At 30.6% G+C, this 1082-nt stretch carries 2 protein-coding genes; both read right to left on the bottom strand.

Features of this window, described 5'->3' with window-relative positions:
- Positions 1-406: hypothetical protein (locus ACP5P5_RS13235; RefSeq protein ID WP_428286588.1), on the bottom strand; the 406-nt coding region annotated here is incomplete at its 3' end.
- A gap of 21 nt (positions 407-427) precedes the next feature.
- The coding region (locus ACP5P5_RS13230; protein ID WP_428286587.1) for a Wzt carbohydrate-binding domain-containing protein at positions 428-1082 on the bottom strand (655 nt) is incomplete at its 5' end.

Here is a 1082-nt window from a genome sequence, read left to right as displayed (position 1 = left end):
CGTCAATGCCTCTCTTCCAATCGTTCACATCATTGGTTCTTTCATAAGAATTTAAAGAATGCGCATCATTATCTATTACAGTACAACCCCAAGAAATCATGACATCATTGCCAATTTCTATCCCACATATGCTAATAAACATACCCCCTCCGATAAAGGTATTACTTCCTATTTCAATTTTTCCATTTTCATTTTCAATGATAAAATTACCGTTTATTATAGAGTGGCTACCAACAGAGATAGGATATTCATATTGCGTTAATGTTCTTACAACACAATTCATATTTTCAACATTTGAATCAAAACCAACCCGTAAATATTTCGTTTTGTGATCTAGCACAAAATCATTCGATTTTATAATCTTGTAGCCGATTTTAGCTAAGAAAACTTTTATTATTTTTTTCATTTTTAAATAATGACAAATAAATTACTCCCATTTGCAATTGATAGAGACACATCCATAATCATACCCTTTATAGTGAAAAAAATCAGTTCCTGTTTCTTCAATCACAAATGACACCGAATTTTCTAAATAGCTTATAATTTCTGTATTAGGAATATGCAATGCAACTAATGGGAAATAGGTATTAGGCACTAATATAGAGCCTGGAATTTGTACTGTAAATTTTTTTATTCCACCAGATTTAGTATTTATATTTCGCTCAGTAGTAAATATGTTTCTATCTTTTTGATCCTTGATGCGAATACTTATTAAAGCGTTTTCATGTATCGGTAGACTTTGCAGTTGTATCTGAATTTTAACCTCATCATGAAAATTAAAATAAGAAGTAATATCACCAAATTTATTATGAACTTGTATACTTAGTATATCAGATTCACGCGGAGAATGATTAATATATTCAGGTGAAATTTTAATAAGATCTAAATTATTTTGTAAATAATAATTTATACCTTGTTGTATCTCACCCCTATATGCTAACAAACCATTTTGCATAACGATTAACTCATTACATAACCCAGTTATTGCCCCCATGTTATGGCTTACAAACAAAACCGTTCTGCCATCATTCACACTCACATCCTTCATTTTCCCGAGGCATTTTTTTTGAAACTCCGCATCG

It is taken from the genome of Hydrotalea sp., from assembly GCF_049968455.1.
GTDB lineage: Bacteria > Bacteroidota > Bacteroidia > Chitinophagales > Chitinophagaceae > Hydrotalea.
This window is presented reverse-complemented; position numbering and strand designations above follow the sequence as displayed.